Genomic DNA, 24,951 nt, shown 5'->3' with positions numbered 1-24,951 from the left:
CGCAGGTACACCACCCGCCGCACTCCCAACTTTATCCCTTATGCTCGTCTCAGGGTGCCACAGGGGTGGGTGTTGGGGCATTATGGTTTAGGTGAGTACGACAACGCAGACCATCGAGCGCCCAGATGTCAGGGAAGACAACGCCACAAGCGATGACACCCCAAAGTTTTTTCACTACGTTAAAAAGAATCAAATCGTCGAATCTGCAGTGACTGGAAACATGGTCGTAGCCCTCTGCGGTGAGACATTTCCCGTCACCAAGCAAGCGAAACCAGGTTCGCCTGTGTGCCCCGACTGTGAACGCATTTACCGAGGTCTGCGCAAGAAGTGAGTGGTAATCTACGCGCTTGGCAGCGCGCAGCGCTAACAAAATACTTGATGAACCGCCCCAAGGATTTCCTTGCGGTGGCGACCCCAGGTGCCGGTAAAACCACTTTTGCGCTGCGAGTGGCTACCGAGCTGAAAAACAACAGGACCGTTGACCGTGTGATTGTCGTGGTGCCCACAGAGCACCTGAAAATACAGTGGTCCCACGCTGCGGCACGGGCGGGGCTGGCGTTGGACCCGCATTTCACCAATGCCAACGGCGTGGTCAACCCGCAATATGACGGCATTGTGGTCACCTACGCCCAAGTAGCCATGCACCCCTATAAGCACTATGCTGTGGCCACCGCGCGACGTACCTTGGTGATCCTGGACGAAATTCACCACGGTGGAGACGCAAAAAGCTGGGGCGATGGCATTCGCACCGCCTACGCGGACGTGGAACGCAGGCTAGCCCTCACGGGAACGCCCTTCCGTTCCGACGACGCGGCCATTCCGTTTGTCCGCTACGAAGATGACGGCGAAGGCTACCTGAAATCCAAAGCCGACCACACCTACGGGTACTCCGACGCGCTTGCCGACGGCGTGGTGCGCCCCGTTGTCTTCCTCGCCTACTCAGGTGAAGCCCGCTGGCGTACCAGTGCGGGGGAGGAGTACGCCGCGCGCCTTGGTGAACCCCTCAACGCCGAGCAAACGGCCCGCGCGTGGAAAACCGCCCTCGACCCGCGTGGCGACTGGATTCCCGCAGTTTTGCAGGCCGCTCATACGCGACTTCTCCAACTGCGCAAACATATGCCTGATGCGGGTGGATTGGTGATAGCAACTGATAAAACCACCGCACGTGCCTACGCCAAAATCCTGGAAAAATTGTCGTCCACGCCAGTGGCGGTAATCCTTTCCGACGAGGAAGGAGCGTCAGACAGGATTGAAGAGTTCTCCAACTCTACCCACGAATGGATGGTCGCCGTGCGCATGGTCTCCGAAGGTGTCGACGTTCCCCGACTTGCCGTCGGTGTCTACGCCACCTCTGCGTCTACCCCGCTGTTTTTCGCACAAGCCATTGGTCGCTTTGTTCGATCCAGAATGCCCGGCGAGACTGCATCTGTGTTCCTACCATCCGTCCCGGTTCTGTTGGATCTGGCAGCGCGTCTGGAAACATCGCGCGATCACGTCCTTGGAAAGCCTGATCGCATCAAAGAGGGCTGGGACGACGAACTCCTTGTCCAGGCAAACAAAGAAGAAAACGAACCGGACGACACACCCACCTACGAATCCCTTGGCGCTGAAGCGGAACTCGATTCACTCATTTACGACGGCTCCACCTACGGCACAGGTGCGATGGTCAACTCGGAAGAAGAAGCAGACTACCTAGGGTTACCCGGGCTTCTCGACGCCGAGCAAATGCGTGCCCTGCTCAAACAGCGCCAAGCTGATCAAGTGGAAGCTCGGGCCGATGAGGAACGGAAAAAACGTGAAGAACAACAAAAACAAGCCGCGTCAACACCAGCTACTGCCGAGACGGAATCTGCTGTGGCGAGTGATGAAATTCCGAAACTACGCAAAGAACTCAACGCAATAGTATCGATTATGTCCTCGCGTACCGGACGGCCACATGGGGCTATTCATAACGAGGCACGCCGCAACTGCGGCGGCCCTCCAACAGCTATGTGCACCGCACAACAGCTCCGAGACAGAATCGCCTATCTACGCAGTTGGTAGGATCATACCCTAACAATTGGTAGAGTGGTGCGTGCACGAAGGTTCAAGTGCTGTTGGCCACATTCCTCGCGAAAATTGTCGAACAGTTTTATTTGAACCACATCCCGAAAGGATATGTATGAGCACACCAGATAACCCGTACGGATCCACTGGGCAGCCTTATGGCTCCAACGATCCCCAGAACACCGGCGCTGCCAATGGTGGCTACCAGGCTGGACAGCAAAACTACGGCCAGGAATTTGGCCAAGGTAGTTCTGGGCCAGAGTACAGCCAAGCAACATCCGGCCAGCAGGGATACGGTCAACAAGATTTTGGTCAGCCAAGTGCACAACCAGCGGGCACTGGGTACCCCAGTTACCCGGGTGCAGAAAATACTTCTGGCTCATATGGTGCCGGGGGATATCCCAGTGCACCTGCGTATGGCGGTGTTGAAATTCAGGAAAGAAATACGCTAGCGCCGTGGGCGCTGGGACTGTCCATTGCCGCAATTGTATTTGCTATCAGCATCATTGGCCTAATCATAGCATGGCTACCCGCGCTCGTCGGCTTAATTCTTAGTATTATTGCGGTTCTGAGGGCCAAGAAAATTCAAGGTCCCTATCGTCGCATGGGCATGTCCGTTGCATCTTTGATCATCTCTGGCCTTACAACAGCACTTTTTGTTATAGGGATCATTGGCTTCTCTATTTTAATGGCAAATTCTGGCGAAGCAATCCAGAAATGCCAAAATGATTACCCTACTAACTCATCGGCGCAGCAGCAGTGCATTAATGATGCCGTACAAGACGCCTTAGGTGGCTAGTATTTAGCTGGCTCGTATAATTATTGCGCATAGCAGTGGACATGGCTGCACGTGCCCAATCGCTTTAATGTTGGGTGCGTGCAGTTTTTCTTCCATCAGTTGCTCTTGAGTTGCTTAGGTGGAAGAGTATCCTTGACTGTGCGTTGCCATAAAAGCAAAATTAGAGGAATGAAATGTCAGTATTACCCACGCAACAAGGTACTGAACCAGCAACACGACTAATAGCACCTGATTTCGCTCGTGGATTAACGTTGCTGGGCATTGCGATGGCGAACGTTACAACTGCATGGTTGTCGCCTCGAGCACCGCTGCCTGGCGCATCGTCAGGCGGGATCTTGAATAATAGTGTGTGGGATAAAGTGACTATTGTTCTGGAAAATATGTTCGTCCATGTTCGTGGATTGCCCATGTTTGCAACGCTGATGGGGTATGGCGTTGGGATGATTGCCATGAGCTTATATCGCAAGCAATATCCCATCGGAAAAGCGCGAGGCGTGCTTGCACGACGCTACGGATTCCTCGCCCTTTTCGGGGCGTTTCATATGGTGTTCATATTTTTTGGTGACATCATGTTTCTCTATGGTTGTGTAGGCATTTTATTGGGGCTGATGATCGGGGTGTCAGACAAGGTAATGTTGTGGATAGCTGGAGGCGTTGCTGCCTTTTGGGTGGTTTTTGCCGTGGCGGGTGCTATACTGGTAGCGATCTTCTCTGATAGCATCACTAATATTTCTAACAGCAACTCGCAAAACTCATTTCTTGCCCAAACTCAATCAGGAATAGCTAACACGTATCCTGAGGTTTTGCAGACAGGTGCTCTTGCTTTGCTGGCTCAAGCGATCATCTTTTTTCTGGTTGTGGCACCTCTTATCCCGGTGATGATTCTAGGGTTCGTTGCAGCGAGGCATAATGTTCTTGGCCGCGTTGAGGAATTTAAAAAGCAACTTCTTATTGCTGCTTTTGTATCGGGTTTTATTATCATAGGTATTGGTATGCCTCTTGGTTTTAGTGATATTGGTGTTTTTTCCAATAAAGTGAATTCTTCCTTTGCGCTGATGAATACCATGATTGGAATTTATACTGGACCCGGTTTTGTTGCCATGGCTGCGCTTGCTACGCTTCCACTACAGCGTCGAATTAACGCCGGAGGCCAACAGGGGGAAACACCGAAGATTCCGTTGTTTGTTCGCATGATATGTGCTTTGGGTAAGCGTTCAATGACTGGCTATCTGCTGCAAAGTATTGTCTTCTTCATCATCACGGCACCATTTATACTGAACTATGGACATGATAGAGGAGCGTTTTTTAGCACAATTATCGCTATCGGCGTCTGGCTCGTGACCCTTTTCGCAGCGTGGATCATGGAACTTCTCGGTAAACCTGGCCCCTTTGAAGCGGTGCATCGGCGGTTGTCTTATGGCAAAAATGGATTGTACAGCCAGTATCCAGGAGGTCTGATTGCACCGATGCAGCCCCTGCATGTGCAGCCCTACGCCTCCCATCATGATGGGCCATCAACGCCTGCACCACGGCCGGGGCATTTTCAACCGCCAGTTGATCGCTAGCTACGTGAGTCTTCTTTGGATAACAGAACCCGCCACCCTCAATCGTAAAGCAGGTGGCGGGTTCTGTTGCGCAAGCAAGGAGCGTCACTCTAGGTAGTCACGCAGTACCTGGGAGCGTGATGGGTGGCGTAGCTTAGACATTGTCTTTGATTCGATCTGGCGGATACGTTCGCGGGTCACACCGTAGACCTGGCCGATTTCGTCCAAGGTGCGAGGCATGCCATCGGTAAGTCCGAAGCGGAGCTTCACCACGCCGGCTTCGCGGTCCGACAGCGTGTGCAACACGTCCTGCAGTTGATCCTGCAGAAGGGTGAACGACACCGCATCCACGGCGACAACCGCTTCGGAGTCTTCAATGAAGTCGCCCAGCTGGCTATCTCCTTCATCGCCAATGGTCTGATCAAGCGAGATGGGTTCACGTGCGTACTGTTGGATTTCCAGAACCTTCTCCTCTGTGATGTCCATTTCTTTGGACAGCTCGTAGGGGGTCGGTTCGCGGCCTAAATCCTGAAGAAGTTCACGCTGGATGCGGCCAAGTTTGTTAATGACTTCCACCATGTGTACCGGAATGCGGATCGTGCGTGCCTGGTCAGCCATCGCACGAGTAATGGCCTGCCGAATCCACCACGTGGCGTACGTCGAGAATTTGTAGCCCTTTGTGTAATCGAATTTTTCGACGGCGCGGATCAGACCCAGGTTTCCTTCTTGAATCAGGTCCAGGAAGGCCATGCCACGACCGGTGTAGCGCTTAGCCAGGCTCACCACCAGACGGAGGTTTGCCTCCAACAGATGGTTTTTGGCTTTACGGCCGTCGCGTGCGATGGCGCGCAGATCGCGTTTCACTGCAGGGGTAAGCTTGGCATCTTTGTCGCCAGCGGCGTACGCCTCCTCCATCTGTTCCATGCGGTAGGTGGCGTAGAGACCAGCCTCAATGCGCTTAGCCAGTGATACTTCCTGCTCAGCGTTGAGCAGCGCCACTTTACCTATCTGCTTGAGATAGGCGCGCACAGAGTCGGCCGAGGCTGTCAGTTCCGCATCTTTTCGGGCTTGACGTAGCGCGGCGGACTCATCCTCGTCCCACACTGAGGATCCGTCGTCATCCTCGTCTTCAGAGTCGCTGTCCTCAGTTGCCGAGCGGTCGCCCATGTCATCAAGATCGTCGTCAATATCTTCGTGATCATCGTCGGCGGGCAGGGGGTTACCCAGGAAGTCAGCATCGTCGTCATCGTCGATGCTGTCCGTATCAATGCCATCATTATCAATGGCGCCGTCGAAGTCTTGCTCGTCACCCATGCTGTCAGCGGAGGCGTCAAGTGTTGTACTATCCACAATTTCATCAACAACAGCGTCATCAGCTTTTTTGGCCGCAACCTTCTTGGGAGAGGTTTTCTTGACGGCTGTCTTTTTCGCTGCGGATTTGCGGGTTGTCTTTTTCGCCGTTTTTTTGGCAGTTTTCTTTGCTGCCTTCTTGGCTGTCTTTTTCACTGCCGCCTTTTTCGCTGGGGCCGCTCCCTCAGCGGCATCGGCGGTGGTTTCTGGGGTTGACACCGAGTCTGCGGCAGCAGAACGAGCCGCACGGGGTGAAGCCTTACGCGCGGATTTGCGGGCAGTTTTCTTTACCGCTGACTTTTTGGCAGCTGTCTTTTTGACAGCTGTGCCTTGAGCGGAGTTTGCTGCACCCTCGGATTGTGCCAAGTCTGAACGATCAGTGGCTGCCACGTACGCCCTTTCGCTTCAATTGCTCGTCAATATGGCATCACCTGCGTCCCGCGTGGCGCGATGTCCACGCATTGCGTAGGCAATGCTGATGGGAGAAATAGTTAAGCGCGTCGGTGTTTCTACCCAATATGCTGGTTGAATGCCTCATAAAAGGCGGGGGCGAATCTGAAACGACGGTCAACTGTTGTCCACGGTCAACACACCAGTATATAGCAACATTCCCATAGAGGTTGAAATAAGGGGGCCTCGTGGGAAAAACCGCACGTCATCAAAGGGAGTGATAAGAACCACTCTCTTTGAGGTTGCCCGGCCTTTGGGTTAGGGCAGGAGGCCCTGTTCAACAGCCATTGCTGCACCAACAATACCTGCGCGATTGCGTAGTTCTGCAGCGACGACTGGCGTTGTGGATGTCAGTTTAGGTATCCATTTTTCTGATTTGCGGGAAATACCGCCACCGGCGATGAACAGCGAGGGCCAGAACAGGCGCTCAAACTCAGTGAGAACCTTTGAGACTCGTTTAGCCCATTGGGTGTAGGAAAGTTCCTCGTTATCTTTAACGGCAGATGAGGCATATTTTTCCACCTCAGAGTTCTTGAAAGCGAGATGCCCCAACTCGGTGTTAGGGAATAAGACACCATCTTGGAAGAAGGCTGAGCCGATGCCGGTGCCAAAGGTCAGCATGATGACGGAGCCATGGGAAGCATCAGGGTGGCCGAACTTAACCTCGGCAAGACCGGCGGCATCGGCATCATTGAGTACATGGACTCGACGTTCTGGAAGGTGCCAGGAAAAAAGCTCGGTGAGATCAGTGTTGACCCAGCTTGGATCAATGTTTGCGGCGGTGTGTGCGTGCTGGTTCTTCACCACGGAGGGGAGGGTGATGCCCACGGGACCATCCCACCCAGCCTGGTTCAGGATGGCAACGATGGTTTCTGCGACGGCGTCAGTAGTGGCGGGTTTAGGGGTAAGAATCTTGATGCGATCACCGACAAATTCGCCGGTTTCTAGATCTACTCGGGCCCCTTTGATGCCCGATCCGCCCACGTCAATGCCAAAACCAATTTTGCTCATGCACTCATTGTAGCCACATTGTTGGCAGAAATGATATGGAAAAGATGCATGGGTGGGTACACAATGGAACCCATGGTCAATCCTACTTCTTTAATGGAAACAGCTACTACGATCGCGGTTGGCGCGGCGGAACTCATCACGCGCCAGCGCGCCGAGATTGTCAGCTTGGACGAGGTCACCACAACGAAAAGCTCCGATGTTGATCCAGTCACCATCGTGGATAAGTCTGCTGAAGACTACATTGCTGATCAGCTGGCGCAGTTACGTCCAGAGGACGGGTTGCTGGGGGAGGAGGGTGGTAACCGTTCCTCAAAGTCCGGCGTCACCTGGATTGTGGACCCGATTGATGGGACCGTCAATTTTCTCTACGGCATTCCGCAGTATGCGGTCTCCATTGCCGCCGAATACGGAGGAGAGATTATCGCAGGTGCGGTCGTGAATGTGCAGACAGGGGAACTTTTTCACGCTGCACACGATGAGGGAGCGTGGCTGCAGCAGGCTGGTCAGAAGCAGCGGTTGCGGGTGACGTCGAAAAGCGAACTCCACACCGCCCTTGTCGCAACAGGTTTCGGCTATGACGCTTCTCGACGCGCCGTGCAAGCATCGTTGCTGGATAATATCCTGCCTCATATACGTGACATTCGACGTTTCGGCAGTGCGGCCCTCGACCTGTGTGCGGTTGCTGCTGGGCGAGTTGACGCGTACTACGAGCATGGGTTGAACGCCTGGGATTTTGCGGCTGGTCTGCTCATCGCCCAAGAGGCTGGTGCAAAAGTGTGGGCCCCGTCGCCATCCATGCCGGGCAGCGCTGGTGAGATCATTGTTGTCGCTGCTCCAGAGGTGGCCGAAGAGATGTACGCACTGCTGCAGTCAATAGGCGCACTGAAGCCGTTGGCTCACTGAATCGCGACACGCCGAACTGCGGAAACAAATTTTTTTCTGTGTAGATATGACAACGAGTGAAATGTGGCTTAATATGCGCGTCGATACGTTGCCTAGCCCGGTGCGTGTATGATGCACCGGAACACCCAACATAGCGGAAGGACATAACAGGTATGGCTACTGATTACGACGCCCCCCGCCGTCGCGCCGAAGATGAGTTGGAAACTGACTCTCTTGAAGGTCTTAAGGCTGCTGAAAACGCCTCAAACGGCATGGACGACGATGGTGAAATCGTCGAGCCGTTTGACCTTCCCTCGGTCGATTTGTCTGGCGAGGAGCTGAATGTGACAGTTGTGCCTCGCCGCGAAGACGAATTCACATGCTCCAGCTGCTTCCTCGTGCAACGCCGCAATCGTATTTCTCACATTGAGGAAGACGGCTCCATCATTTGCCTTGACTGCGCTTAGGCCGGGTTCCACCAATAAAGCCGCAGATTGCGTGTTGCGGGGGTAACAACAATCTGCGGCTTTACGTATGCGTTCTACGTATCAGCTGAACTGTCGCCCTGTAGTAACGCTGGTACAAAAGCCTTGAGAAGGTTTTCAGGATTGCGTGTGCTGATCAGCCAGTAGGGCGTGGGGTCGTCTGGATCATCGAGCACAAACATCGCCATTTCGGGGACCCATCCATGCGAGACCACAAAGGCTGCGGGGTCAAGCTGACGTCCCATTGCGTTCCGCTTTGCTGTCGTGGGTACAGCCAGGCAGCGCGAGACCACGGTGTGGGGCAGAATCGCGTTGCGCGTTCCAAGCCAACGTACTCCGTCAGAATCCTCTTCCACAGTGACTACTGTGGAAGATAAGGACAGCAACACCCATGCCGCCGCCGCAGTGAGTATGGCGGCAGGGATGTAGATCCACAATATGCTGCGATTATGTGCCAGCTGCGCTGTGGTTAGTGCCACGATAAACGCGGCAAGGAACCACCAATACCATGGAACCCACTGCTTTTCGCGGTACAAGACCTTAGTGGCGTCGGAGATCGCGTCAGTCACGGGTTAATAGTTTACTTGACGCGACGGCTGTGCTGGCGTTAGTGGTTGTGAAGCTGTGAATATGGGTGGTTTCGTGCGTATCGTATTAGGCGTGAGCGTTAACAACGATAGTCATTACCCCGCCACCATTAAGCTACGTCGGCTGGATCCTGACATCCCTGTCCCGCAGCGCGCCCATCGAGGGGATGCGGGGGTAGATTTGTCTGCCACCACTGATGTCATCATCCATCCGGGCGAGCGGTTGCTGGTAGGCACCGGTATTGCCATTGCGCTGCCACTAGGAATGGTGGGGTTAGTACATCCGCGTTCGGGGTTAGCTGCGCGGCATGGGTTGAGCATTGTCAACGCCCCAGGCACAATCGACGCAGACTACCGTGGTGAGATCAAAGTATGTTTGATTAACCTTGACCCTAGTGAACCTTTTGTTATCAAACGTGGTGATCGAATCGCCCAGCTTGTGGTCCAAAAAGTAGAGCTTGTGGACTTTGAGGAAGTGGACGAGTTGGACACCACTGAGCGTGGCGAACAGGGGTACGGCTCTTCAGGAATATAACGACAACGAACTGAACTGATAGGGTGCTCGCTAGACTTGCATGGACGTTAAGGAACTAAGACATGTCATTATGGCCTTTTTCCAAAAATAAAAAAGATCAGTCGGGTTACTCAGCGACCGACGTTCGATCGGACGACGACGTCTGGATAGACGACGACTACATAGATGACGATGACGTCCCTGCCGACGAGGATTATATTGACGATGAGTATTCCGATGACTACTCAGACGATGACTATCCAGATGAAAGCTACGCGGACGATGATTATTCAGAAGATGATTATTCGGAGGATGATTATTCGGACGAAGACGACGTAGATTACGAGGTTGATGAGGGTGACGTTGGACCCTTCGATGGTGATACGGTTCCTTTTGAAGACTTCGATTTCTCTGACTTTTCACGTGGGACGCTCAGCCTTGGGTCATTGAAAATTCCCCTCCCATTGCACTCTGAAGTCCAGGTGGAGATGGACGGCAACGGTCCCCGCATGCTGCACATTGTGACTCCCTATGGGCGCATTACACCTGTTGCTTTTGCTGCGCCTCGGTCTGAGGGGCAATGGCGGCAGACCACCAAGGAACTGGCGGAAGGTATGCGCAACGATGGGCTGATTGTGCACATCGAACATGGTCCATGGGGCCGTGAAATCGTAGGCCTGGCCCCTGAAGCTACCATCCGCATTATCGGTGCGGATGGCCCGCGCTGGATGCTACGCATGACAATTGCCGCCCCGAATGCAACCGCTGATCAAATGACTGAGCTTGGACGTGACGTGGTGGCCAGGACCTTTGTCTACCGCGGTGATGAACCCATTTTTGCCGGTCAGCCCCTCCCAGTGTCGCTGCCTGATAAGCTCGCCAAAAAAGTTCAGCAAGCGATGGAAAAGCGCCAGAAGGATAAAAACAACGCCGCAGAAACTTCGCCCGATAAAGCTGCGGAAGTTGCTACGCCAGCAGCGGCTGCTGAGACACCTCCGCAACAAGAACCAGTGCAAGAACGCACGCGTGAGCAGTCACACCGCAGTCGGGAACATAGTGGTCAAACCCATCATGACCACGCACAACGCGAGCAACAGCAGCATCAGGAACAGCTTCGACGTGAACACCGCCACGAGTTGCGTGAGAACCAGCAAGAGCGGTCCCGGCATGCCTATTCTGAATCTGCGCGCCCACAGGCCACGCCGCTGCAGCCGACGCCGCCAACCCCAGCCACCGACATAACACAGATGATGCCGCGACAAACTGGCAAGCCTCAGCGCGAAGCGCATCGTGAAATACACAGTAATTCGCATCAGGGGAACTCCTCAAACCTGCGGCAACCTTCATCAGCGCCGGCAGCATCGCCTACTTCAGCACCGACGGCGCGTTCTCAGGGTGGGAAACGCCGCGCACGAACTGTTGCGCCAATGAGTTCCGTTTCGGCCTCGCTGGGAAGTACCGCCACGGCAACGGCCACCAGTACTCGTAACCGCTCTGCAACTGTGTTGGATGGGGATCGTCAGGAAAGCCGTCGTGGTCGGCACGCGCTTGGTGCCGAAAACGCCTCCGTCACCACCAGCGGAGAAGATCAAGTTTCGCGCCGAGGCGAAAGTCCGAGTGCGGAATCATCGGAGCGGAGCGGTCGCATGGGGCGTCGTGATGCCTCACGCATGGGTGCTGAGGGGTCGGCGCTACAACAGATGCGGTCGGAGCGCTAGTGGACGAAAGTCAAGAGAAAAAAGAAGCCCCCACCATCATGGAACAGATGGGTGGAGTGAGTGGACTTATCTCCTCCACACTGCCCATCCTCATCCTTATTCCTGTTAACGCGCGGTGGGGACTTATGCCCGCACTAATGGCCGCGATGGGGGTGGCCTGTGGAGTGTTCCTTTGGCGCATCATCCGCAGGGAAAACCTGCAGCCGGCATTTTCGGGACTCATTGGTGTGGGCATTGGTGCGGCGATCGCCTGGTTTACTGGCGACGCTAAAGGATTTTTCCTGTACGGCATATGGATGTCGCTGCTTTACGCCGCCATTTTCTTCATCTCAGTGATAATCCGCTGGCCTGCGGTTGGCGTGGTGTGGAAGGGCATCAACGGCGACGGAATGTCGTGGCGCGCCAACAAGAAAGCCCGCTATACCTACGACATCGCCACCATCGGTTGGGGCTTGGTGTTTCTCATTAGGTTCCTCATCCAAAAATTCTTCTACGATGCCGATGCCACGAACTCCTTGGCCGTGGCAAAAATTCTGACTGGATGGCCACTGACTGGCGTTATGATGCTCGTGTCTGTGTGGGCAGTTCGCCGAGCCAACGCAGCCATCAAACAAGCAGACGGGGAAGAACCAACACCCCGCCCACAAGAATCCGAGGATATGAATGAATAAGCCACCAGTGGCAACTGTTGACATTGAAAGTTTTGCTCACGGTGGTGAAGGTATTGCGCATGTCGACGGCCGAGTCGTCTTTGTTCGCGGTGCCATCCCTGGAGACACTGTAGAAATAACTTTCACCCAGGAGAAAAAGAACTTTGCGCGGGCAACAGTGGCTCGAGTACTTACCCCGTCACCGCAGCGAACTCACCAGCGCTGTCCCGCAGCCGCAGTTGGCGCGGGCTGCTGTGACTTGGGGGAGCTCGTCCCTGACCATGAACTCACCGTCAAGGCTGCGACCGTTGTTGAACAGCTACGACGTCTCGGTCAGCTCAACGATGTTCCTGAACCTGAACTCGTGGACTTTGATACACCGACGGGATGGCGCACCCGCATGCGACTGGGGGTGGACCCCCATGGTCGCGCTGGGCTACGCGCGGGAAGGTCGCGTGACGTGGTTGCGGATGCGCAGTGCACGCAGGCTGTTCCTGGTTTGCTAGACGGCATCGTTGGGCCAGGGGCAAGAACGTTTCGTCCCGGCGCGGAGTTGGTCGTTGCGATTGACAGCACTGGTCATCGACATGTGGTGGAGACCCGGAAGGTAGGACGAGGCCAACGCGTTGAGCAGGTGACATCTGTGCTGGAGGGGACTGGCACGGTGCAAGAGACTGTGCGCAACACGACGTTTGAGTTTCCTGCCACTGGTTTTTGGCAGGCTCATAGGCGCGCTCCCGAGGTATACGCGGACACTGTGGAGGAGTGGGTGCGTCGGGAATGTGCGGCAGGAGAGAGCGTCGATAAGCAGCCAGGCAGGGTGGTTGCGTGGGATTTGTACGGCGGGGTGGGGTTGTTTGTGCCGTCATTACTGCGCGCGTGTGGTGATGCTGCTGAGGTGTATTCGGTGGAGGTGTCGCCTTACGCGCACGACAGTGGGGTGGCAGCGTTGTCAGGTGATGCTCGGGTGAGTTTTGTGACTGGGAAGGTGGAGCGTCGCCTGGCGCAGTTGCCTGATCCTGCGGTTGTGGTGTTGGATCCCCCGCGGCAGGGTGCTGGTGATCAGGTGATTGCTGATGTAGCTGCGAGGCATCCTGGTGTCGTTGTGCACATAGGGTGTGACGCCGCTACGTTCGCCCGGGATACCCGAAGTTGGGTGGAACATGGTTATCGATTACGCAGGTTACGTGTGTTTAACGCGTTTCCAGGTACACACCACTGTGAGACTTTTGGGCTATTTACGCCCACATCGCCTGCGGGCAGGGGGTAAGATAATCAGCATACTGTGGCTGTTCTGCACCCTGATCGTGGCAGGGCAGCCGCAGATTTTCACAGTTGATTTGTGGTAAGCCGTTTTCTAACAGCAAAGGTTTTTAGCTCACGCCAATGAGTATTCTGAATCGCATTTCGTCGCCTGAGGATCTCAAGGCGTTGTCAACGGACGAGTTGACGCAGCTGGCCACGGAGGTACGTGAGTTTCTTGTCGCAAAAGTGTCGGCGACAGGCGGGCATCTAGGCCCCAATTTGGGGGTGGTGGAGCTGACTTTGGCGCTTCACCGAGTGTTTGACTCTCCACGTGACGCCATCATTTTTGATACCAGCCACCAAAGCTATGTGCACAAGATTGTGACTGGGCGAGCTAATTTGTTTGATACATTGCGGCAGAAGGACGGCCTGTCTGGGTACACGTCTCGTGCTGAAAGTGAACATGACTGGACGGAATCGAGCCACGCGTCCGCTGCGTTGTCCTACGCCGACGGCATGGCTAAAGCATTTGAACTTACCGGGCAGGCTGACCGTAATGTGGTTGCCATCGTGGGGGATGGCGCCCTCACTGGCGGCATGTGCTGGGAGGCGCTGAATAACATTGCCGCAGGTAAAGACCGTAACGTCGTTATCATCGTAAATGATAACGGTCGCAGTTACTCACCGACCATCGGTGGTTTCGCGGATAACCTCGCGGACCTGCGGATGCAGCCCTTCTACGACAAGGTGATGGAACAGGGTAAAAGTACGCTCAATTCGATGGGTTGGGTGGGTAAACGCACCTTTGATGTGATGCATGCGCTGAAAGAGGGGGTGAAATACACCGTTATCCGCACTGAAATGTTCCCTGAACTGGGAATGAAGTACATCGGCCCGGTGGATGGACATAACCTGAAACAGCTGGAGCATGCCTTCCGCTATGCGCGGGATTACGACGGCCCGCTGATCATCCATGTAGTGACGGAAAAAGGTCGCGGCTACGCCCCTGCGGAAAATGACGAAGCTGATCTAATGCATTCCACAGGCATTATCGATCCTGTGACAGGGAAGCCGGTGTTCGAGGCACAACCGGGCTGGACTTCGGTGTTTTCTAAAGAACTGCTCAAGGCCGGACGCGAACGTAACGACATTGTGGCTATCACAGCCGCCATGGCGGGGCCCACTGGCCTTGATAAGTTCGGCGCGGAGTTCCCTGATCGTTTCTTCGATGTTGGCATTGCCGAGCAGCACGCCATCACCTCTGCGGCAGGTCTCGCGCTGGGGGGCGTGCACCCAGTTGTTGCTGTGTACTCTACCTTCCTCAACCGTGCCTTTGACCAGTTGCTCATGGATGTCGCGTTACTGCGGCTCCCACTCACCCTCGTTCTTGACCGTGCCGGTATCACGGGTTCCGACGGCGCTAGCCACAACGGCGTCTGGGATCTTTCGATTCTCTCCATCATCCCTGGCATGCGTGTTGCCGCACCCCGCGACGGTGAACAGTTGCGGATGCTTTTTCGTGAAGCACTTGCCATTAACGACGGCCCAACTGCCGTCCGTTTCCCTAAAGGCTCGCTGCCCCCTGTCCACCAAGCGGTAGAGACTTATGACGATGGTGTCGAGGTGCTATTCCGTTCTGAAGCGCCGTCCGACACTGCTGTCCGTGTTGCGCTTGTCTCGGTGGGTGCCTTCGTCGAGACAGCATTAGCGGCTGCCACATCCCTTGATGCTGCAGGCTACGCCGTGACCGTGGTTGACCCACGGTGGGTTGTTCCCGTTGCGGAATCGATTGTGCAAACCGCATCTGAGCATGACATGGTGGTCACTCTTGAAGATGGCGTTATCCACGGAGGCGTTGGCTCGCTTCTTAGTGAAGCACTCAGTGCTGCAGGTATTGATACTCCTCTACGTCACCTTGCGGTACCGGAGGAGTTCCTTGATCATGCGTCTCGCAGTGAGATTCTCCATGACCAGAAGCTGGATGCAGAAGGTGTCGCGCAGCGCATTCTGGACTGGTTACAGCAGGACCGCAGCTAGCGGTTCCAGCACTAGCCCACGTTGCCAAGGTCGGACCGCTTGTTGTGCCAACAAGTCCTGCAATTGTTCCTTGGACGTGATGTTCTTGGCTACACGGGTGCTCCACACTGCCTTTTTGATAATGGCTGTGGGAAGGACATACGACTCAGGCACGTGGTAACGGGATGCGATCTCGGCGACAATATTTTTAGCATCTGATAGAGCAGCGGCAGCCGCTTTATCGTGCTTTGTCCATGAGCGGCTCTGAGGGTCAAAGACCTGTGGTGATGGCTGCGGCCACTGCTCGCGAGGGGTGTGAAGGGCCTGTGATACCACCCTGAACCAACGGTACGCAGCACCCTTGTTTTTGGGAAAGCCAGGGATCTTTGCCAACTCAACAGGGGATGTGGGGAGCGTGCGCGCGACGTCGAGAAGCACACGGTTGCGCAATACCCGTCCGGGTGACAGGTCTTTGCGGAGTGCAATGGCCTCCCGCGTGGTCCACAGTGCTTGGGCGACAGCGAGTTGCGGGGGTCGTGTCAAAACGCTGATGCCTTTCATATCTTGCCATGTTGATTCAGCCTGCGGCTGACGAGCTTGAAGCCTGATGTGCTCAAACTCCTGCTCGGCCCACGCAGTTTTTCCATCGGCGGTCAAGATGGCAGCCATGGAGTCCGCGAGTTCCAGTAGCACCTCCACATCCAGCGCCGCATAGGTTAACCATGCAGCAGGGATGGGACGCCTGGACCAGTCCGACTGTGCTAGCCCTTTGGCAAGGTGCAGGCCCAGGACTTTTTCCACCATGGCTGCAAGATTCACCCGATCGAACCCCGCTAGACGGCCCGCTACCTCTGTGTCGAATAACCGAATAGGAAACCACCCAAAGTTCTGCAGACTTGGCAGATCAGACACCGCTGCATGCAGTACCCATGTAGTGCTATTGAGCAGGGGTTTCAGGATCTCTCCGAGTTCGGTACGATGCTGCTCGGCATCAAAGAGGACTGTTCCACAACCTGCTCGACGTATCTGCACTAGGAAGGCGCGGTTCCCGTACCGGATGCCGGAGGCTCGTTCTGTGTCAATGGCAAGTGGGCCATTTCCGGCCTCCAAGCGTGCAAGCGCCTCGTGAAACTGGTCAGGGGATTCGCATAACGGCGGCAGCCCATCACGCGGCTCCACAAGGGGGATTGACATGTTTTAATAGTGTAGCCGCTATAGCCACAGGACGGACATGGAATGAGGTGAGTTGGTTGTGAACTGGTTGAGGCCGCGCGTCATCATTGACCCTGCTGCCGCAGCTGTCATGATCGTCATGTTGGCCGTAGCGGGGTGCGGTTCGCCGTCAGATGATGTTGACTCCTCAGCGACGAGTACTAGCACCACCACATCGGCAGAAAATGCAGCACACTATCCCGTGACTATTTCTCACAAACAGGGAGAAACCGTGCTGGACAAACGCCCGCAGCGGATAGTTGTTCTGGACTATGGAGCCCTGGATTATGTGGACAGCATGGGGTTCGGTTCCGCAATTGTGGGAATTCCTGCTGGCAGGATAGTCCCACCTAGCGCAGAAAACTATGGTGGTACTGACGAGGTCGGACCGTTGGGTAAGCCAGATCTGAAGCGCATAGCCGAGCTGAAGCCTGACCTCATACTAACGAGCAGCGGTACGGCAGTGACCTATGAGAAGCTCGCAGCCGTCGCGCCAACTGTGGAACTTGCTGACGCTGGAACGGATGTACTGGGGAACAATGCTGCCAACGCGCGACAGATGGGGCGAATTTTTGGCGTGGATGCGGACGTTGAAGCGGAGCTAGCCGCCTTGGATGAAAAAGTAGTGACCGTTCGTGAACAGGTGGCTGCGCTTGGAGCCACAGCGCTGGTTGTTGTAAATAGCAAAGGAAAAACCACAGCGTACGGCGTACATAGCCGGTTTTCGCTAGTGTACGATCTCGGCTTCATAGGCATTGACGGACTTCATGGAGGTGAACCCGTGAAATACTCTGCAGAGGACATCGCGAAGGCAGACCCGGAGTTTTTGTTTGTGATCAATCGAGACACCCTGATTGACACGCATGATCAGAGTGCAACATCCACCGCCGCTGAGGAAGAAGAGGACATACTAGGCAGCAAGGTGGTGAGAAAAAGCAGGGCTGCGCAGCACCGACACATTGTGTACTTAAACGCTGCTGAGTGGTATCAGACGGGTATTGGCCTCACCACACTCAACACCATGGTTGATGCTGTGGGCGATGCGATAAAACAGTAGCGACCAGCGAGGCTATCGTCTGGGACGTACTAGCGGATCATCCGCACGCCCTCTGGGGGAAGTCCTGCAACGCTTGCCAGCACGGTGGCAAAAGCCGCCACATGCGGAGCGAGGTTATTGTCTTCAGCTGTCCATGATGCTCGCAGCTCTAGTTGGTAGGCGCGAGGTGGGCCACCAATGTCACCGAAACGTACTGATGTGGTTGACGTGACGGTGCCACCTAGGTTGGTAAACGTCGCAGTGGAGTCCCCAAGTCCTTCACGCAGCCATTCCCACGCAACATCGGGGAGAAGCGGGTCGCCTGCAACGGCATCGTCCATGTCAGCCTGAATATAGGCTACGAGGCGGAGCTGCCCGTTCCAGGTTTCTTCGCCTTGCGGATCATGGAGGATAATCAAACGCCCAAAAGCGTCGCCTTCGGAATCAGGCGTAACAATATCGGTTTCAGGGTGCATGACTTCCAAACCAATGGCGTGGCTGTACGGTGCCAAGCGCTGCGGCGGGCGAATTGTACCCACTGAGATCTCGGGCCGAAGCTGTGCCTGGTAGAGGGATTCCACAGCGTCGGCAAAGAACTGCGGAGCTGCGTCGGCGGCTGCGGAGGCATGCACTGTAGCTTCAGAGTCGGTCACACGCACAAAGCTATCCCACAACTGAAGCCACAGCGGGAGGCGCGCCGAAAAAGGGGGTTTGAGGGGAGAGTTTTTGGAATCATACTTATGATGGATACGGACCTGCCGTGTAGTGGGATTGAGTAACCCACCCACAGCATGTGCCGCAGTATCCCTACAATGTCTGAATAATCTATGTGCATCATCGAAAGGATGTCCCGAATGACCGAATCACGTCGTCTGGATTATGCTGCTCTCAACAGTGTGCAGCGTTACACGCAGTGGGCTGTATTCCGCATCATTCCAGGTGGATTGGGCGTCGAACGTGCCGACATTATCTCTCAAACCCAGGACTTTTTTGCCCAACTAGAGTCCACAGGAACCGTTGTAGTGCGCGGAATATACGATATTTCCAGTATCCGCGCAGAAGCGGACTACATGATCTGGTGGCATGCCGAGAACATCGAGGATATCCAGAAGGCGTACAACGACTTCCGCCGTACGACAGTGCTCGGGCAAGTCTCAGAGGTTTTCTGGACAGGTACGGCTGTACACCGCCCCGCCGAATTCAACAAATCCCACCTTCCATCCTTCATCATGGGGGAAGACCCGGGTGCGTGGATCACCGTGTACCCCTTTGTTCGGTCCTATGATTGGTACCTCATGGACGATAAGGACCGTCGCCGCATCCTTGCTGAACATGGGCGTTCAGGGCGAGATTTTCCTGATGTTCGCGCCAACACGGTCCCGTCATTTTCGCTGGGGGATTACGAGTGGATCCTCGCTTTTGAAGGGCCGGATCTAGGCAGAATCGTTGACCTGATGCACAAGATGCGCTACACCGAGGCGCGCCTGCATGTGCGTGAGGAAACGCCGTTTTTCACTGGGCGTCGAGTAGCGGACGTCAGCGAGATCATCGAAGTGCTGCCCTAGCTGTATCACCTACTGTTGTTGGCCTTCCTCGAAGGTCAGCGAGATGGAGTTGATGCAGTAGCGCAGGTCGGTGGGGGTGTCGTATCCCTCACCTTCAAAAACATGCCCGAGGTGGGAACCGCAGTTGGCGCACAGCACCTCGGTGCGACGCATTCCGTGGGAATCGTCCGCACGCTGTATGATGCGGTCTTGGGCCAATGGTGAGAAAAAGGATGGCCAGCCGCAGTGTGAGCTGAACTTTTCAGTGGACCGAAACAATTCTTCTCCGCATGCGCGGCACGAGTACACGCCGCTTGCCGTGGTGTCAGTGTATTCGCCGACAAACGGTGGTTCTGTACCCGCCTCCCTTAAAACATGAAATTCCATGTTGGTGAGGCGTTTGCGCCACTCATCATCAGTGAGAAGTTTAAAATCAGTCACGACACCAGGCCTTTCTATCGCATGGGAGCTTGTGCACTACACAACGCGTATCGACGCCGCAACTATTCCCGTTTATCCTTCGCTCCGGCGTTCATTCCACCACCAGGTCGTCGCAGCCGTGGCAATGACCAGGATAAGCAAACCCCAGCCGACTGTCGGTAGCGTAAAAGCTGTCCATCGGCTGATCGCATACCAGCGGTGCGACACCCACGAATCGGGGGAGAAGAAACAATACACAGCCACCCATGCCACCCAGGAATGCAGCACTGATTTGCGCAGTACAACGGTGAACATCATGGGGAAAAACATCATTGAGTAGTACATCTGTCCCAGGGAAGACAGGAAAAACACGCCACTAAGCAGCAATGTTGAGGTAGTAGTCATCCAGAACAGCGGATCACTATAGCGCCACCGAAGCAGCATTATTACGCCAACGGCTACCGCAGTTGCGAACACGGCAAAAAGCATAAGCTTCAGTGCGGTAGGCATTCCGTAGTACAAAGCGATGCCAGGAAGCGAACTATTAAAGTAGTCACGAGTCTGGCTTAGGTAGGGGAGAAGCCGCTCCGAATAGTCGTTGACATCTTTAATCAGCGGCAGAGCTGCGAGATTAAACAGTACAGGCACAACAAGGCCCACCACGATGGCCCGCCACTGTAGCTTCACTAAAGGCAAGAACAACAAGGGGAGGAAGAGCGGCTTAATCAGAATAGCCACGCCGATAACCACGCCAGCCCACCACTGCTTGTCGCGTAGTAGCAGGAAAAAATACCCGCATAATGCAAGTAGCAGAATGCCGTTGATGTTGGAGAAAATCAGGGTGCTGCGTACCGACTCGGTAAGAAAAGCGAGAGAAATCGACAGCGGCCAGACAAACGACCGCAGCGAAAAACCAAACATGCGCGTCAGCAGTCCAACAGCGAGGATGATGGCGAGTGCATTAACGCCAATGAATCCCAGCCGTGCCAGGCCAAAATGCCCTAAAAACCCTAGAGGCGATAGTAATAGTGTGGCACCAGGGGAGTAGAGGTAGTGCGGGTCTACGTGGTGATAATTTTCGTTGTAGACAGGGACACCCTCAATGAACCTGCGCAACGCATAGTACACGGTAGAGAAATCGTCAGTGACATCACCGTTAATGGACAAAATGATTAGTCTGTGTGCGACCAGAATCATTGCTAAAGGCCACAGAATTGAATTACCAATGTGATCCCACGCAGTAGTTCGTACACGAGACGGAAAAGGTTCGGTAGCCGCAGGTTCGGGGCTCACCCACAATGTGCGCAATCGGGTGTTGAGGGTAGAGTTCACCGTATTACCTATCTACGTATGCTAGGGATCACAGGAGCATAAAATCTGAAGCAGTATGCCCAGAATTGGCAGGGGATATTTTACCATCATTGCCGCGCAGGGCTTTTTGCTAGTGCATCATCGTGGTGTCTATCAGGCCTGCGGACATGCAAAAAGCTCCACCACGCGCGATGGCGATGGCAGAGCTACCAGAGCGGATGACGAGACTCGAACTCGCGACCCTCACCTTGGCAAGGTGATGCGCTACCAACTGCGCTACATCCGCATGCACTATGATTATAGAGATGTGCGTATCTCTTGGTGCGCGATACTGGGATTGAACCAGTGACCTCTTCCGTGTCAGGGAAGCGCTCTCCCGCTGAGCTAAACGCGCATAACAGCGAGGTGGAAACGGGAATCGAACCCGTGTGCACGGTTTTGCAGACCGTTGCCTCACCACTCGGCCATTCCACCGTGGCGTTGCCGCCTCAGGTGCCCTTCAGGCTACCAGAGCGGATGACGAGACTCGAACTCGCGACCCTCACCTTGGCAAGGTGATGCGCTACCAACTGCGCTACATCCGCATGCACTATGATTATAGAGATGTGCGTATCTCTTGGTGCGCGATACTGGGATTGAACCAGTGACCTCTTCCGTGTCAGGGAAGCGCTCTCCCGCTGAGCTAAACGCGCATAATCGTCTCAAAAAAGAAACGAGAGCGGATGACGAGACTCGAACTCGCGACCCTCACCTTGGCAAGGTGATGCGCTACCAACTGCGCTACATCCGCATGCACCAAACCATTAATTAACAATAATTCTGTGGTGCGAGAACAAACATTAGCCCGAAACTGGCTGCCAACACAAATCAGCAGGTCAGTAGACAGGCTTCAGACAAACACTGCATATATGCAGGGACGTCCGGGGAGGTGCTGATGACTACGTGCGTGCTACGACCTGCGGATTAGGATACTTCGCACAGCCCGTGCTACCTTGTAAGCCGCAACCAATCCTGTATGGATTGCGGTCCTATGGCTCAGTGGAAGAGCGTTCCGTTCACACCGGAAAGGTCGCTGGTTCGATCCCAGCTAGGACCACTGTATACCCCCAACCGCATCACTCGCGGTTGGGGGTTTTGTGATGTTGCAGCACACATCTTCCACGCATGGACTACCCTAATGAGGGTGTACTAAAGATGGTTCTGCGATTAGTCTCTGGAACTGAAATGGCATGTGGTACGACTAGTTGGTGTCGTCTGCGAGTGTCGACATGTCTGATGATGTCATGTGAAGGGGTGTGAGTATAACAGTGAAGCAAGGCGCGCTAACCATGTTTCACGGGGCTGCTCGTGTGTGTGGGCTCTGTGTGGCATTGTCTTTTTGCGCGGTGAGTGCCACTCCTCCTGCCCAGGCGCATGATGTTGTGTTGGCATCCACTCCAGCCGACGGGTCCACGGTGGATGTTTTTCCGCGTGAAATTTCCTTGGAGTTTTCAGGTGTTCCGCAGAAATCGTTTAACACTGTGGCGGTCAGTGATTCTGCAACATCCGCGGTGTTGTTTACAGCGCAGCCGGAGACAAACGGTCCGGTGGTGTCTGTGACTGTTCCAGAAGATGTTCAACCTGGTCCCGGCGACTACATGGTCGGTTTCCAGATCACATCGTCAGACGGTCATGCTACCCGCGGTAAAACGACATTTACTGTAGCGGGGGACGCAACATCCGTTGCATCACCGGCGACATCTACTGCCCCCACCACGTCTCCGTCCGCAGGTGCTGCCTCGGAGTCATCTCATACGCCACTGTTTATTTGGGGTATCGGGGTCATCGGACTTCTTGCGGTAATAGCGGTGGTCGGAGCATTGTTGAAGAACCGAACCAAATAAACAGGTCAAGCTAAAAGACAAGGAAGTAAAACACATGTCCAATCGTATTCGTTACTCTGTGGTGGCTGTTGCAGCGGCAAGCTTGGTCTTGGCCGGTTGCTCGAACGGTCAGCGTGACTCCGATAGTCGTACCGACACGGCAACCTCTGCTGCGGTGTCCAGCTCCACGACTCAGACAAGCTCGTCCACGGCTGCTACGAGTTCTGAGCTTCAGTTTGCTGATGCATACGTGAAGGCTAAACCTGCAGACAAATCTATGACCGGGATTTTCGGCACCATCAAGAATGAAACCAAAGAGGAGGTTACGCTCACAGGTTTTGAAGCTGATATTGATGGTGCTTCATTTGAAATCCACGAGGTTGTCGCTGGCAAGATGCAGAAGAAAGAGGGCGGTATTACGATTCCCGCAGGCGGGTCTCATGAGCTTAAGCCCGGTGCTGATCACCTGATGGTGATGAACTACGACAAGCCTATTCAGGCTGGTGAAGATGTGGATGTCAAACTGATGTTCTCCAACGGCACCACTGTTGAAGTTCCAGACATTCCTGTCCGTACCATTGCATCGGGCGAAGAAAACTACGGCTCCGATGGCGGCGTGGAAGGGAACAACGGCATGTCGGAAGCACCGTCACCCGATGCTGAGCATGATCACGATCACGATCACAACCACTAGTCACTTGCCGACGCCCGCCCTCCCGCACAGTCCACAACAGTAAAGGACGTATGTTCTCATGTCCGACCAGCCGAAGAAGCTCAACCGGAGGAGTTTTCTCACGGGTTTTACCGTCGCCTCTGCTGGGGCTGCGGTGTCTGCAGCGTCGGCGTGCGCGGGACAGGAGGGAGGCGGGGCGTCGATAAGCGATGCCATGGCTTCCGCTGAACCGGAACTCGTGGCATCGGTGGTCGAGTTTGATGGCCCGCACCAGGCGGGGATCGCAACGCCTGGGCAAGCGCTGTTGAACCTTGTGGCGTTTACTGTTCGCGCGGACGTTGACCGGGAGGGGATTCGACGACTACTGAAGCTCTGGACCGATGATGCCCGGCGACTATGTGCAGGCCACACTCCACTAGGGGATCTGGAACCGGAAATGGTTACAGTGCCAGCCAACATGACCATCACCTGTGGCTTTGGTAGTAAGTTCTTTGATCTGATTGGTAACCCTGACCTGCGTCCTGAATGGTTGGCACCCTTACCTGCGTTTTCTAGGGACAAACTTGATGATGCCTGGGGTGAAGCGGACATCGTGTTGCAGCTGTGTGCGGATGATCCCACAACACTTGCGCATGCCACCCGACACATGATTCGGGCCGGCGTGGATTACGTGGCGACCCGGTGGATGCAACAAGGGTTCCTTTCCGCCCATGGGGCGCACAGTGCTGGTGAAACACCACGAAACCTATTCGGGTTGAAAGACGGAACCGTGAACCCCAGGTCTGATGCCGATTTTGATGACATCGTGTGGATTGATCAGGGGCCCAGCTGGGTGCAGGGAGGTACCTGCATGATTGTCAGACGTATTTCCATGAACATGGATACCTGGGAGATCCTTGACCGGGGATCCAGGGAGATTGCTTTCGGGCGGAAGCTTGACAGCGGTGCCCCATTGACCGGTGACTGGGAGTTTGACACCCCCGACTATTCCGCAGTGGATAACTACGGTATTCCGCTCATTGATCGCATGAGCCACATGGCGCGCTCCACTAACCCGGTGGATAAGCCTGGGCAGAAGATCGCCCGACGCGCCTACAACTATGACCTTCCGCCCCAGCCAGGAAGCGAGCAAAGCTCGAATTCAGGGTTGGTATTTATTTGCTTCCAGAAGGATCCCCGAGAGCAGTTCATTCCCATCCAGGAACGGTTGGATGAAGGCGACCGGATCAACCAATGGACCACGCATATCGGTTCGGCTGTGTTTTTCTGCCCGCCTGGGGTAGATGAGGCTGGGGGAGATCGTGGCAAATATTGGGGTGCTGGGCTGTTCGACGCGGCGTAAACATGAGCCGGGGCGAGATATCGGCTCGTTGATGCCAACTAGAGTGTGGCTTCGGCCTCGGGGTAGGATGTGCACATGCAGTTGGCATTTCTGGATTGAGGTAGGTCAACTGTGCATCCATTGCGGGGGCGGCCAGGTATGCCGCACTCGCCTGAGCACAAGAAGGAGCACGGTAGTTCCGTGAATAATGTGTCTGTAAAGAGCAGCAGTTTCCCGTCATTTTCTGTCCCAGCCGGTACTGCAGTGGGGGCTGC

At 54.9% G+C, this 24,951-nt stretch carries 22 protein-coding genes, 7 tRNA genes and 1 pseudogene; 17 read left to right on the top strand and 13 right to left on the bottom strand.

All coding sequences use genetic code 11. From position 1 onward, the window contains the following. Positions 1-91 precede the first annotated feature (91 nt). The 4 genes from CDUR_RS07435 (at position 92) to CDUR_RS07420 (ending at position 4,410) form a co-directional block, all read left to right on the top strand. A complete protein-coding gene (locus CDUR_RS07435) occupies positions 92-331 on the top strand; it encodes a DUF3039 domain-containing protein (RefSeq protein ID WP_006063571.1) in 240 nt (79 codons plus the stop codon). After that, positions 328-2,043, top strand: coding sequence for a DEAD/DEAH box helicase (locus CDUR_RS07430; protein WP_179417712.1), 1,716 nt, complete (start codon positions 328-330; stop codon positions 2,041-2,043). The genes CDUR_RS07435 and CDUR_RS07430 overlap by 4 nt, the downstream gene beginning before the upstream one ends. 118 nt (positions 2,044-2,161) lie before the next feature. Beyond that, complete coding sequence (locus CDUR_RS07425; RefSeq protein WP_179417711.1) at positions 2,162-2,845, top strand: DUF4190 domain-containing protein; 684 nt, start codon at positions 2,162-2,164, stop codon at positions 2,843-2,845. A 173-nt stretch (positions 2,846-3,018) separates the two neighbouring features. Continuing rightward, positions 3,019-4,410 (top strand): DUF418 domain-containing protein, encoded by a 1,392-nt coding sequence (locus CDUR_RS07420; protein WP_179417710.1) that lies wholly within the window; start codon positions 3,019-3,021, stop codon positions 4,408-4,410. Between the two features lie 84 nt (positions 4,411-4,494). Here CDUR_RS07420 and CDUR_RS07415 read toward each other — a convergent pair whose 3' ends face one another. Together CDUR_RS07415 and ppgK are read right to left on the bottom strand one after the other, a co-directional pair. After that, positions 4,495-6,129, bottom strand: a complete 1,635-nt coding sequence (locus CDUR_RS07415; RefSeq protein ID WP_179417709.1) for an RNA polymerase sigma factor — start codon at positions 6,127-6,129, stop codon at positions 4,495-4,497. Between the two features lie 318 nt (positions 6,130-6,447). Beyond that, positions 6,448-7,200, bottom strand: a complete 753-nt coding sequence (gene ppgK / locus CDUR_RS07410; protein WP_179417708.1) for a polyphosphate--glucose phosphotransferase — start codon at positions 7,198-7,200, stop codon at positions 6,448-6,450. Between the two features lie 72 nt (positions 7,201-7,272). On the opposite strand from ppgK, the gene CDUR_RS07405 reads away from it, so the two are divergent. Then, entirely contained in the window at positions 7,273-8,103 is an 831-nt protein-coding gene (locus tag CDUR_RS07405) for an inositol monophosphatase family protein (protein WP_233452917.1), read from the top strand. 152 nt (positions 8,104-8,255) lie between these two features. After that, positions 8,256-8,549 carry a DUF4193 domain-containing protein gene (locus tag CDUR_RS07400; RefSeq protein ID WP_006063563.1) on the top strand — a complete coding sequence of 98 codons (294 nt, stop codon included), beginning with the start codon at positions 8,256-8,258 and terminating at the stop codon, positions 8,547-8,549. Between the two features lie 74 nt (positions 8,550-8,623). Here CDUR_RS07400 and CDUR_RS07395 read toward each other — a convergent pair whose 3' ends face one another. After that, on the bottom strand, positions 8,624-9,136 hold the full coding sequence (locus CDUR_RS07395; RefSeq protein ID WP_179417706.1) for a DUF3093 domain-containing protein: 513 nt from the start codon (positions 9,134-9,136) through the stop codon (positions 8,624-8,626). A gap of 61 nt (positions 9,137-9,197) precedes the next feature. Here CDUR_RS07395 and dut point away from each other — a divergent pair, with 61 nt between their 5' ends. The 5 genes and pseudogenes from dut (at position 9,198) to dxs (ending at position 15,318) form a co-directional block, all read left to right on the top strand. Then, a complete protein-coding gene (dut, locus tag CDUR_RS07390; protein WP_006063561.1) occupies positions 9,198-9,689 on the top strand; it encodes a dUTP diphosphatase in 492 nt (163 codons plus the stop codon). Between the two features lie 62 nt (positions 9,690-9,751). Beyond that, positions 9,752-10,630, top strand: a pseudogene (locus CDUR_RS07385) (DUF3710 domain-containing protein); the annotation flags it as partial. Positions 10,631-11,424: 794 nt separating this feature from the next. Further along, the gene (locus CDUR_RS07380; RefSeq protein ID WP_051034000.1) at positions 11,425-12,057 is read left to right on the top strand and encodes a DUF3159 domain-containing protein; all 633 of its coding nucleotides are present in this window, start codon (positions 11,425-11,427) and stop codon (positions 12,055-12,057) included. After that, entirely contained in the window at positions 12,050-13,306 is a 1,257-nt protein-coding gene (locus tag CDUR_RS07375) for a class I SAM-dependent RNA methyltransferase (protein WP_179417704.1), read from the top strand. The genes CDUR_RS07380 and CDUR_RS07375 overlap by 8 nt, the downstream gene beginning before the upstream one ends. A gap of 116 nt (positions 13,307-13,422) precedes the next feature. Next, complete coding sequence (dxs, locus tag CDUR_RS07370; protein ID WP_179417703.1) at positions 13,423-15,318, top strand: 1-deoxy-D-xylulose-5-phosphate synthase; 1,896 nt, start codon at positions 13,423-13,425, stop codon at positions 15,316-15,318. On the opposite strand, the gene CDUR_RS07365 is transcribed toward dxs, so the two are convergent. Then, entirely contained in the window at positions 15,298-16,491 is a 1,194-nt protein-coding gene (locus tag CDUR_RS07365; protein ID WP_179417702.1) for an HRDC domain-containing protein, read from the bottom strand. The genes dxs and CDUR_RS07365 overlap by 21 nt on opposite strands. A gap of 58 nt (positions 16,492-16,549) precedes the next feature. Between CDUR_RS07365 and CDUR_RS07360 the strand changes: the two genes are divergently transcribed. Then, the gene (locus tag CDUR_RS07360; protein ID WP_179417701.1) at positions 16,550-17,566 is read left to right on the top strand and encodes an ABC transporter substrate-binding protein; all 1,017 of its coding nucleotides are present in this window, start codon (positions 16,550-16,552) and stop codon (positions 17,564-17,566) included. Positions 17,567-17,595: 29 nt separating this feature from the next. Here the strand turns inward: CDUR_RS07360 and CDUR_RS07355 are convergent, their stop codons facing one another. Further along, positions 17,596-18,198 (bottom strand): DUF3000 domain-containing protein, encoded by a 603-nt coding sequence (locus CDUR_RS07355; RefSeq protein WP_040360316.1) that lies wholly within the window; start codon positions 18,196-18,198, stop codon positions 17,596-17,598. A gap of 201 nt (positions 18,199-18,399) precedes the next feature. Between CDUR_RS07355 and hemQ the strand changes: the two genes are divergently transcribed. Beyond that, positions 18,400-19,110 (top strand): hydrogen peroxide-dependent heme synthase, encoded by a 711-nt coding sequence (hemQ, locus tag CDUR_RS07350; protein ID WP_325064659.1) that lies wholly within the window; start codon positions 18,400-18,402, stop codon positions 19,108-19,110. A gap of 9 nt (positions 19,111-19,119) precedes the next feature. Here hemQ and msrB read toward each other — a convergent pair whose 3' ends face one another. The 8 genes from msrB to CDUR_RS07310 form a co-directional block, all read right to left on the bottom strand. Then, complete coding sequence (msrB, locus tag CDUR_RS07345; protein ID WP_179417699.1) at positions 19,120-19,530, bottom strand: peptide-methionine (R)-S-oxide reductase MsrB; 411 nt, start codon at positions 19,528-19,530, stop codon at positions 19,120-19,122. Positions 19,531-19,602: 72 nt separating this feature from the next. Next, the gene (locus CDUR_RS07340; RefSeq protein ID WP_290207035.1) at positions 19,603-20,676 is read right to left on the bottom strand and encodes a glycosyltransferase family 87 protein; all 1,074 of its coding nucleotides are present in this window, start codon (positions 20,674-20,676) and stop codon (positions 19,603-19,605) included. Between the two features lie 357 nt (positions 20,677-21,033). Then, positions 21,034-21,106: transfer RNA gene (locus CDUR_RS07335), tRNA-Gly, on the bottom strand. A 33-nt stretch (positions 21,107-21,139) separates the two neighbouring features. Further along, positions 21,140-21,214: transfer RNA gene (locus CDUR_RS07330), tRNA-Val, on the bottom strand. 9 nt (positions 21,215-21,223) lie between these two features. Then, a tRNA-Cys gene (locus CDUR_RS07325) sits at positions 21,224-21,294 on the bottom strand. Positions 21,295-21,331: 37 nt separating this feature from the next. Next, positions 21,332-21,404: transfer RNA gene (locus tag CDUR_RS07320), tRNA-Gly, on the bottom strand. Between the two features lie 33 nt (positions 21,405-21,437). After that, a tRNA-Val gene (locus tag CDUR_RS07315) sits at positions 21,438-21,512 on the bottom strand. A 25-nt stretch (positions 21,513-21,537) separates the two neighbouring features. After that, positions 21,538-21,610: transfer RNA gene (locus CDUR_RS07310), tRNA-Gly, on the bottom strand. A gap of 234 nt (positions 21,611-21,844) precedes the next feature. Between CDUR_RS07310 and CDUR_RS07305 the strand changes: the two genes are divergently transcribed. The 4 genes from CDUR_RS07305 (at position 21,845) to CDUR_RS07290 (ending at position 24,697) form a co-directional block, all read left to right on the top strand. After that, positions 21,845-21,916: transfer RNA gene (locus tag CDUR_RS07305), tRNA-Val, on the top strand. Positions 21,917-22,205: 289 nt separating this feature from the next. Then, a complete protein-coding gene (locus CDUR_RS07300; protein ID WP_273112720.1) occupies positions 22,206-22,703 on the top strand; it encodes a copper resistance CopC family protein in 498 nt (165 codons plus the stop codon). A gap of 34 nt (positions 22,704-22,737) precedes the next feature. After that, positions 22,738-23,376: a copper chaperone PCu(A)C gene (locus tag CDUR_RS07295; protein ID WP_006063549.1), complete on the top strand. Its 639-nt coding sequence runs from the start codon at positions 22,738-22,740 to the stop codon at positions 23,374-23,376. Between the two features lie 58 nt (positions 23,377-23,434). Continuing rightward, positions 23,435-24,697, top strand: coding sequence for a Dyp-type peroxidase (locus CDUR_RS07290; RefSeq protein WP_179417698.1), 1,263 nt, complete (start codon positions 23,435-23,437; stop codon positions 24,695-24,697). Positions 24,698-24,951: the final 254 nt, after the last annotated feature.

Origin of the sequence: Corynebacterium durum (assembly GCF_030408675.1) — a bacterium.
Classification (GTDB): Bacteria; Actinomycetota; Actinomycetes; order Mycobacteriales; family Mycobacteriaceae; genus Corynebacterium; species Corynebacterium durum.
This window is presented reverse-complemented; position numbering and strand designations above follow the sequence as displayed.

Excerpts from the sequence above, each read along its gene's own strand:
- CDUR_RS07425 (WP_179417711.1), top strand. The coding sequence starts at position 2,162 with ATGAGCACACCAGATAACCCGTACGGATCCACTGGGCAGCCTTATGGC.
- CDUR_RS07420 (WP_179417710.1), top strand. The coding sequence starts at position 3,019 with ATGTCAGTATTACCCACGCAACAAGGTACTGAACCAGCAACACGACTA.
- ppgK (WP_179417708.1), bottom strand. The coding sequence starts at position 7,200 with ATGAGCAAAATTGGTTTTGGCATTGACGTGGGCGGATCGGGCATCAAA.
- CDUR_RS07405 (WP_233452917.1), top strand. The coding sequence starts at position 7,273 with ATGGTCAATCCTACTTCTTTAATGGAAACAGCTACTACGATCGCGGTT.
- CDUR_RS07400 (WP_006063563.1), top strand. The coding sequence starts at position 8,256 with ATGGCTACTGATTACGACGCCCCCCGCCGTCGCGCCGAAGATGAGTTG.
- dut (WP_006063561.1), top strand. The coding sequence starts at position 9,198 with ATGGGTGGTTTCGTGCGTATCGTATTAGGCGTGAGCGTTAACAACGAT.
- CDUR_RS07380 (WP_051034000.1), top strand. The coding sequence starts at position 11,425 with ATGGAACAGATGGGTGGAGTGAGTGGACTTATCTCCTCCACACTGCCC.
- CDUR_RS07375 (WP_179417704.1), top strand. The coding sequence starts at position 12,050 with ATGAATAAGCCACCAGTGGCAACTGTTGACATTGAAAGTTTTGCTCAC.
- dxs (WP_179417703.1), top strand. The coding sequence starts at position 13,423 with ATGAGTATTCTGAATCGCATTTCGTCGCCTGAGGATCTCAAGGCGTTG.
- CDUR_RS07365 (WP_179417702.1), bottom strand. The coding sequence starts at position 16,491 with ATGTCAATCCCCCTTGTGGAGCCGCGTGATGGGCTGCCGCCGTTATGC.
- hemQ (WP_325064659.1), top strand. The coding sequence starts at position 18,400 with ATGACCGAATCACGTCGTCTGGATTATGCTGCTCTCAACAGTGTGCAG.
- CDUR_RS07295 (WP_006063549.1), top strand. The coding sequence starts at position 22,738 with ATGTCCAATCGTATTCGTTACTCTGTGGTGGCTGTTGCAGCGGCAAGC.
- CDUR_RS07290 (WP_179417698.1), top strand. The coding sequence starts at position 23,435 with ATGTCCGACCAGCCGAAGAAGCTCAACCGGAGGAGTTTTCTCACGGGT.